The organism is Arthrobacter sp. CAL618 (genome assembly GCF_000468215.1).
GTDB lineage: Bacteria > Actinomycetota > Actinomycetes > Actinomycetales > Micrococcaceae > Arthrobacter_D.
In genome coordinates this window covers 21,179-29,018 of the sequence record NZ_ASZW01000256.1, presented here as the reverse complement: position 1 = coordinate 29,018, position 7,840 = coordinate 21,179, and the positions used below count along the sequence as shown (strand labels likewise).

The 7,840-nt window shown below is 66.5% G+C and carries 9 protein-coding genes; 5 read left to right on the top strand and 4 right to left on the bottom strand.

The features are described from left to right. The first annotated feature begins 56 nt into the window (after positions 1-56). The 5 genes from K728_RS23375 (at position 57) to K728_RS0115730 (ending at position 3,659) form a co-directional block, all read left to right on the top strand. Positions 57-566 carry a hypothetical protein gene (locus K728_RS23375; RefSeq protein ID WP_443111006.1) on the top strand — a complete coding sequence of 170 codons (510 nt, stop codon included), beginning with the start codon at positions 57-59 and terminating at the stop codon, positions 564-566. Further along, complete coding sequence (locus K728_RS22745) at positions 449-1,009, top strand: biotin-dependent carboxyltransferase family protein (protein ID WP_337587508.1); 561 nt, start codon at positions 449-451, stop codon at positions 1,007-1,009. The genes K728_RS23375 and K728_RS22745 overlap by 118 nt, the downstream gene beginning before the upstream one ends. Continuing rightward, entirely contained in the window at positions 984-1,127 is a 144-nt protein-coding gene (locus tag K728_RS22740) for a hypothetical protein (RefSeq protein ID WP_337587506.1), read from the top strand. The genes K728_RS22745 and K728_RS22740 overlap by 26 nt, the downstream gene beginning before the upstream one ends. An 11-nt stretch (positions 1,128-1,138) precedes the next feature. Further along, complete coding sequence (locus K728_RS0115735; RefSeq protein WP_024477280.1) at positions 1,139-2,896, top strand: acetyl/propionyl/methylcrotonyl-CoA carboxylase subunit alpha; 1,758 nt, start codon at positions 1,139-1,141, stop codon at positions 2,894-2,896. Positions 2,897-2,927: 31 nt separating this feature from the next. Then, a complete protein-coding gene (locus tag K728_RS0115730; RefSeq protein WP_024477279.1) occupies positions 2,928-3,659 on the top strand; it encodes a GntR family transcriptional regulator in 732 nt (243 codons plus the stop codon). Here the strand turns inward: K728_RS0115730 and K728_RS0115725 are convergent. From K728_RS0115725 to K728_RS0115710, 4 genes are all read right to left on the bottom strand, one after another. Further along, the gene (locus K728_RS0115725; protein ID WP_051317712.1) at positions 3,644-4,408 is read right to left on the bottom strand and encodes a putative hydro-lyase; all 765 of its coding nucleotides are present in this window, start codon (positions 4,406-4,408) and stop codon (positions 3,644-3,646) included. The two genes, K728_RS0115730 and K728_RS0115725, sit on opposite strands and share 16 nt — an antisense overlap. Positions 4,409-4,434: 26 nt before the next feature. Continuing rightward, complete coding sequence (locus K728_RS0115720) at positions 4,435-5,652, bottom strand: NRAMP family divalent metal transporter (RefSeq protein ID WP_024477277.1); 1,218 nt, start codon at positions 5,650-5,652, stop codon at positions 4,435-4,437. 210 nt (positions 5,653-5,862) lie between these two features. After that, complete coding sequence (locus K728_RS0115715) at positions 5,863-6,930, bottom strand: LacI family DNA-binding transcriptional regulator (RefSeq protein ID WP_162148066.1); 1,068 nt, start codon at positions 6,928-6,930, stop codon at positions 5,863-5,865. A gap of 17 nt (positions 6,931-6,947) precedes the next feature. Beyond that, positions 6,948-7,838 carry a glycerophosphodiester phosphodiesterase family protein gene (locus K728_RS0115710; RefSeq protein WP_051317709.1) on the bottom strand — a complete coding sequence of 297 codons (891 nt, stop codon included), beginning with the start codon at positions 7,836-7,838 and terminating at the stop codon, positions 6,948-6,950. Positions 7,839-7,840 lie beyond the last annotated feature (2 nt).

Genomic DNA, 7,840 nt, shown 5'->3' with positions numbered 1-7,840 from the left:
CCCGCCTCTGGGATCTGGGTCGGGACCAACCGGCCCTGCTCCGTCCGGGCACCGCCGTGCAGTACGTGGCGGTGCGGGAAACGGTCACGGTGTCAGACCCAGCAGCCGGTGCGGGGACGTCGACGGACGCGCCCAACGAAACCGGTCATTCGCTCGAGATCCTCACGCCAGGACCGCAGTCACTCATCCAGGATCTGGGCCGACCCGGCCTCGGCGACGTCGGCGTCTCCAAAGCCGGCGCCGCCGATACCGCGAGCGCCCGCCAAGCCAACCGGCTGGTCGGCAACGCACCGGGCGACGCGGTGATCGAAACCATCCTCGGCGGCCTCACCGTCCGGGCCCACGGCGAACTCACGCTCGCCCTGGCGGGNNNCCCGCCGAGATCACCACCACCGACGACGCCGGCGGCGACAGCACCCGCACGGCACCGATGTGTTCACCGTTCGCGCTGCACGACGGCGAAACCCTCACCCTCAACCAGCCCGACGCCGGGCTACGCACCTACCTGGCCATCCGCGGCGGAATCGATGTGCCCGAGGTGCTGGGCAGCCGGTCCACCGATGTGATGTCGGGGATCGGACCGGATCCCCTCGCTGCCGGGGTGGTCCTGCCGATTGGGGCAATTGACCAGGGCCGCACGGTCGGCGCAGCGGAACCGTCGACCCTTCCCGACGCCGTCCGGCTGGGTTTGGAAACCCCTGTGCTCCTGCGGATCACCGGCGGCCCCCGGCACGACTGGTTCACTGACGAATCCCGGACCGCAATCACCAGCCAGACCTGGACCGTGACCGCCGAATCTAACCGGATCGGCGTCCGGCTCGCCACGGATGAGAACCAGGAAGCCGCAGAGCCGCTCGAACGCCTCACCACCGATGAACTTCCCAGCGAAGGAGTCGTCGCCGGATCGCTGCAGGTGCCGCCCTCGGGGCTGCCCGTGCTGTTCCTGGCCGACCATCCGGTGACCGGCGGGNNNNGGGTATCCGGTGATCGGCGTCGTCGTCCCCGATGACCTGCCGATCGCAGCCCAGCTGCCGCCCGGAACGATGCTGCGGTTCCAGTCCGTCGACCCGGAGACTCTGCAACCCCTGACAAAGACACAGACCCCGATCACCACCCGAAGCTCGTGAAAGTAGCAACCATGAAGAAGGTCCTGATCGCCAACCGCGGGGAAATCGCTGTCCGCATCGCCCGCGCGTGCACCGACGCGGAGCTGACCTCGGTGGCCGTGTACTCCGAGCCCGACGCCGACGCCCTCCACGTTCGCCTCAGCGACGAGGCGTACGCGCTGGGTGGGTCGGCCAGCGCCGACACGTACCTCAATATGGACAAGATTCTCGCTATCGCGAAGCAGGCCGGCGCCGACGCCGTGCACCCCGGCTACGGCTTCCTCTCCGAGAACGCCGACTTCGCCGACGCCGTGCAGGACGCAGGACTGATCTGGATCGGCCCGTCACCCGATGCCATCCGCAGCCTCGGCAACAAGGTCACCGCCCGCGAGATCGCGGTCAAGGTCGGCGCACCGCTGGTCCCCGGATCCGACGGACCGGTCGCCAACGCCGAGGAAGTCCGGGCCTTTGCCGAGGAGTTCGGCGTCCCCGTCGCCATCAAGGCTGCCTATGGCGGCGGCGGTCGCGGGATGCGGATAGCCCACCGGATGGAAGATATTGACGACGCGTTCGAGTCAGCGGTCCGCGAGGCGACCGTCGCGTTCGGGCGCGGCGAGTGCTTCGCCGAACGGTTCCTCGACAAGCCGCGTCACGTCGAGGCGCAGGTGCTCGCCGATACGCACGGCAACGTCGTCGTCGTCGGGACCCGCGACTGCTCCCTGCAGCGCCGCAACCAGAAGCTTGTCGAAGAGGCCCCCGCCCCGTTCCTGACCGATGATCAGCGCAGCCGCATCCACGAGTCGGCCCGCGCCATCTGCCGCGAGGCCGGGTACACCAGCGCGGGCACCGTTGAGTATCTGGTGGCGCCCGACGGCGTGATCTCCTTCCTGGAGGTCAACACCCGCCTGCAGGTGGAGCATCCGGTGACCGAGGCGACGTCGGGCATCGACCTGGTCCGCGAACAGTTCCGGATCGCCGCTGGCCTGCCCGTCAGCATCACCGAGGATACAACGCCGCAGGGCCACGCCATCGAGTTCCGGCTCAACGCCGAGGACGCCGGCCGCGGGTTCCTGCCCTCCCCCGGACCGGTCGACGTATTCGAGGCGCCCACCGGTGCGGGCATCCGCGTGGACACCGGGGTGCGCTCCGGCTCCAGCGTCCCCGCCGAGTACGACTCCCTGATGGCCAAGCTCATCGTCCACGGCGAAGACCGGCCGCAGGCCCTCCGCCGGGCCCGCGCTGCGCTCGACGAACTGCGGATCGAAGGCCTCCCCACGGTGATTCCTTTCCACCGCGCGGTGGTGCGGGACCCCGACTTCACCAACCCGGAACGGCTCGGCGTCTACACCACCTGGATCGAGAATGCCTTCGCTGAACGGCTGGACGCCGCGTTGTCGAGTGGCACCACTGGTCCACTCGCCCGCAGGGAAACCCTCACCGTGGAAATCGACGGCAAAGCGGTCCAGCTGGGATTGCCTCCCGAGGTCTTCGCCGCGCTAATGAACGGTGGCGGCAACGCTAACGGAAACGCCGCCGCACAGTCCCCCGACACTGCAACGAACGACGACGGCGCAGTCACCGCTTCGATGGGCGGCACCCTGGTGAAGTGGCTGGCCGACGACGGCGCCACGATCACCGCGGGCCAGCCCGTCGCCGTCGTGGAGGCCATGAAGATGGAAACCGAGGTGCTCTCCACGTCGGCCGGCACGTTCCAGCGCGGCGGTCAGAAGCCGGGTGGCGCCGTCGCGCGCGGAGAAGTCCTGGGGAAGGTTCTCAGCACGGTCGGCTAACATCTGTTGTTGACTACGTTGGGGGATGGCAATGGTTTTAGAGGCAGCAGCGGAACTGGATAACGGGGCAGCAGGATCGGGTTCGGGGTCGGCCGAGCACGCGCACACGGCGGCGTGGATCGCGACCGTCCTGCGGGGTCGGATCGCCGCCGGCGAGCTGACGCCGGGGTCCAAGTTGTCGGAGCAGTCGTTGTCGACGGCGCTCCGCGTTTCCCGCAATACCCTGCGTGAAGCGTTCTCCACGCTTGCCAGCGAGTCGATTGTCACGCGGATCCCCAATCGCGGCGTGTTCGTGGCATCCCCGGGAGCTGAGGAGGTACGCGAGATTTACCGCGTCCGCCGGCTGATCGAACCCGCCGCCGCCCTGTGGGGCGAGGTCACCCCGGAGGTCCTGGAGAATATGGAGGCCATCGTGGAGCGGGCCCAGGCGGCGCGCGACGCCGGATCGGTCCCGGACATGGCCGACGCCAACCAGGCGCTCCACAGCGCCGTCGTCGGTCTGGCCGGCAGCGCATCGCTGCGCACGCTGATGGACCGGGTCCTCGCCGAGATGCGGCTGGTGTTCCACGCAATGGCGTCGGCCCCCGACTTTCACAGCCACTACGTGGACCGCAACGTGCAGCTGGTCGAACGGCTGCGGGCCGGGCAGCGTGACGATGCCGCTGCAGGGCTGCGCACCTACCTGGACTCGGCGGAGGCCGAGCTCCTGGGCCATCTCGCGGACGAAGCGTCCCAGGGAACCAACAGTCAGGGCACCAGGTAATCGCTGTCCCGGGCATCGGTGATGAGCATGTGTCCCGGCGCGTGGCCGATCGCCAGCGGCGGCCGTGACTGCATCACCGCCGCCTGCGGGGTGACCCCGCAGGCCCAGAACACCGGAAGATGACCCTCGGGGATCTGCACCGCATCGCCAAAGTCCGGCGAACCCAGGTTGACACCCAGCTCCTCCGGATTCCCCACGTGCACGGGTGCGCCGTGGACAGCGGGATAGCGGGAGGTGATGCGGACGGCGTCGGCCACCTGGGCTGCCGGAACCGGGCGCATGGACACCACCAGCGGCCCGGACATGGCACCAGCCGTGGCGGCCTCCCGGTTCGTCCGGTACATCGGCACGTTCACGCCCTGGTCGATGTGCGCAATCCGGACGCCGCCGTCCTGCAGCGCGGTCTCGAAGGTGAAGGAGCAGCCGAACAGGAACGTCACCAGGTCATCGCGCCAGTGCTCGGTGATGTCGGTGGGCTCATCCACCAGAACGCCGTCGTGATAGACGGTGTACTTGGGGACATCGGTGCGGATGTCCCCACCGGCCAGCAGCGGCCCGGTGGTTTCGCCCGGCTCCAGCACTCCGAGGATGGGGCACGGCTTCGGATTGCGCTGGGCGAAGAGGAGCAGATCGAACGCCTGCTCCCGCGGGATCGCCAACACGTTCACCTGGGCGTAGCCACGGGACCAGCCCGACGTCGGCGTCACCAGTCCGGCGCGGAAGGCGGCGCGCGCGTCGGCGGGCAGCATCGCGGCCGGATCGGTCGGCAGCTTGATCAGCCCCACAGCTTTGCCAGCCCGGTGATGGAGGTGTAGCCGAGAAACAGGGTGAGGAACCAGGTGATGATGCCGACAATCAGCAGCCACTTGGGGTAGACGTAGCCGTGCATCAGGTCGCGGCGACGCCAGGCCACAAAGAGCAGCACACCGAAGCCGACCGGCAGAATCAGACCGTTGAACGCGCCTGCGAAGATCAGCAGTTCCTGTGGTGCCTGGCCAAGGAACAGGTAGGCCACGGCGCAACCGGCGATGAACGCGACCGTAATGAGGTTCCGCTTACGTTCGGGTGTCTTTGAGGTGGTGATGAAGGAGACCGAGGTGAACGCGGCACCGATCACCGAGGTGATCGCGGCGGCCCAGAGGACGATGCCGAAGACCCTCATACCGATCTCGCCGGCCGCAATACCGAAGGCCTCTGCGGCCATGTTGTCGCTGGTCAGCACCGCACCGCCGGCGACGACGCCGAAGATCGCGAGGAACAGCAGCACCCGCATGACTCCGGTGACCAGGATGCCGATCACCGAGCTGCGGGTGATTTCCCCGACGTTGTCCGGACCGGTGACCCCGGAGTCGAGCATGCGGTGGGCACCGGCGTAGGTGATGTAGCCACCGACGGTGCCGCCGACCAGGGTGGTGATGATGAGGAAGTCGATCTGTTCGGGGAGGATCGCATTCTTGAGGGCCTCGCCGACGGGAGGAGCGGCGACAATGGCCACGTAGATCATCAGGAGAATCATGATGGCGCCGAGGAACACCACAATCCGGTCCAGCGCCATGCCAGCCTTTTTGCTGACGAAAATCATGATGGCGATGACGGCGGAGATCGCGCCGCCAATCTTCGGGTCGATACCGAGCATCGCGTTGGCGCCGAGCCCGGTGCCGGCGATGTTGCCGATGTTGAAGACCACCCCGCCAATGAAGACCAGGCCGGCCAGGAACCAACCGACGCCGGGAAGGACCTTGTTGCCGAGCTCATGGGCACGCAGCCCGGAAACGCCGATGACCCGCCAGACATTCATCTGCACGGCGATGTCGATGAGGATCGACGCCAGGATGGCGAACGCGAACGCTGCGCCGATCTGGGCGGTGAACACTGTGGTCTGGGTGATGAAGCCAGGCCCAATGGCGCTGGTCGCCATGAGGAACATGGCTCCCAGCAGCGCGGTGCGCCGAGCAGAGGAGCTCAGCTTCGGTTTGTTCTCGGTATCTGCCATGGGCCCGTCCGTAACTTCAAGGTGACTGGAGTCACATTTTGTATTGGAACGACCCTACAGGTTGTTGAACAATCTGCGCAAGGTATTGTTCAACAATTTTGTTTTTGACCCCTGGGAGGTAGCTGTCATTCTGCCGCAGTGACCCCTGGAGCCTCCGCCCGAGGTTTTGAATGTGGGATGGGCGATCCCCCCAAGAACCGCCCATCCACGCTATTGGGGAGGCCGTGCTGCCAGGGTGCGTCCGGGCAGGAACGATCCGACCAGCGACTCATGGCGGACCGGCAGCCTGGCGTCGCTGACCATTTCCTCGTGAATGATTTCCATGCCGCGCCTGGCCAGCGCCTCCACGGGCAGCCGCACCGTGGCCAGCCCCAACAACTCGGTGCCGGGGAGCAGGCCGTCAAATCCCGTGGCGGAAACGTCCTCGGGGACCCGGATGCCGGCTTCCTGGGCGGCCTTGAGGAAGCCCAGCAGTTTCATATCAGAGGTGAAGAGGGCCGCAGTCACCTGCTGGTCCCGCACCAGGTCGATGACCTGCCGGTGAGTTGATTCGATATCGGCCGACGCCAAGGAAGGCGTGTCAACGGTGATGACGTTGGCTCCGGCTTCCCGTAGGTGGCGGGTCAACCAGGTGCCACGCAGATGCTCGATGAGCAGACCCGAGTGGTTGGTTTCGGGGAACGTGACGACGATGTCCTTGTGCCCGCAGGAGAGGACGGCGTCGACAATCAGCCGGGCATTGGCAACCTCGTCCAGCGACACGGTGTTCAGGGTCGGATGTTCCTCGGGCCGACCCAGAACGACCGTGGGAACGTCGCGGACAAACGAGGACAGCTCATCGGGCGCGATCGTACCGGTGGCGACGAGGATGCCGCCGACCCGTTGCTCGAGCAGCCGGCGGAGTCCGAAGTTTTCAGTCATCGGGTTGAACCCCGGAGGGGATGCGACGGTCAGCAGGTGGAGTTTATGCTCGGCCGCACCGAGCTGCAGTTCGGAATGCAGGATTCCGTAGTACGGGTTGTTCGGGTCGCGGATCAGCAGTCCGACGGTGTCGGAGGTTCCGCGTGCCAACCGCGTGGCGGCCTCGTTGCGGATGTAGCCGGTCTTCTTGATCGCCTCCATCACCTTGGCCCTGGTGGGCTCCAGGACCGGCACCATCCCGTCGAGAAACCGGGACACGGTTGCCGTCGACACGTTGGCTTCCCGTGCGACGTCGGACATGGTGACCTTCGACCACGCAGAGGCCGGTCTGGCGTCGTCGTTCTTCTTCTCTGCCAAGCGATCCATCCTCACCGCTAGCTCCGCTGCATTGAGTGTGCACTTGATTGCCAGCTTAGTCCGCGGATATCCCGGCCAAGGTAGGCGTTCAGCAGCGCAGGCCAGTCGGTCTGGATAACATCGGCGCCCAGGCCGACGAGGCGCCCCCAGCCGTCATCCGGGTTGCCGGTCACCGACAGATTGTCATCCCAGCCCGCCATCAGGACCGTTCCGTCGCTGAGGTTCAACGCATTCAGGTAAACCAGCAGCCCCCGGTCCTGGAAGGCCTTCGCCACCGCAGGGTCGCAGAACACATGGGACGGGCTGTCCGCCAGCAGTTCGACGCCGACGAGATTGATCTCCGGGTCCTCGAGCACCGCGGCCAGCTGTTCCTGGCTGGAGACGATGGCCACCAGCGGGTACTTCACCGGGTGGGCGCGGAGGAGATCCATCGCCACCTGTGTCGGGGGCGCCTTGAGGATGAGTTGCCCGGCCATGTCGAACTGGTCAAGCCAGGGCAGCAGCAGGTCCCAGTAGAACCAGGAGCGATCGATGTTGAACAGCACCTCGGGGAAAGAGGTCAGGGTGTGCTCGAGTTTCTCGACGTGGACCCGGGGCGCCGCGGTCTTCTGGGTGTAGACCAGCTCGTCAACCTCGACGGTGCTGAGGGTGGTGATGAGGTGATCGATCCCGAAGTTCTCCGGTTCGGTGCCGTCGTGGAAGACGTAGAAACCTCCGTCGGTGGATTGGATGACATCGATTTCCACCATGTCGGCGCCGCTGCGGAGCGCAGCCGTCACGGCGTGCGAGGTGTTCTCGACGATCATGCCTAACCCGGTTCCGCGGTGCACGGCCACCAGGGGGTTCTTCTCGGCGAACCTGTTGTTGAGGAGCGAGTTGATGGAGTGGAACTGGTCTTGCCCGAACATGG

Excerpts from the sequence above, each read along its gene's own strand:
- K728_RS0115710 (WP_051317709.1), bottom strand. The coding sequence starts at position 7,838 with ATGTTCGGGCAAGACCAGTTCCACTCCATCAACTCGCTCCTCAACAAC.
- K728_RS0115730 (WP_024477279.1), top strand. The coding sequence starts at position 2,928 with ATGGTTTTAGAGGCAGCAGCGGAACTGGATAACGGGGCAGCAGGATCG.
- K728_RS0115720 (WP_024477277.1), bottom strand. The coding sequence starts at position 5,652 with ATGGCAGATACCGAGAACAAACCGAAGCTGAGCTCCTCTGCTCGGCGC.
- K728_RS0115725 (WP_051317712.1), bottom strand. The coding sequence starts at position 4,408 with ATGCTGCCCGCCGACGCGCGCGCCGCCTTCCGCGCCGGACTGGTGACG.
- K728_RS0115735 (WP_024477280.1), top strand. The coding sequence starts at position 1,139 with ATGAAGAAGGTCCTGATCGCCAACCGCGGGGAAATCGCTGTCCGCATC.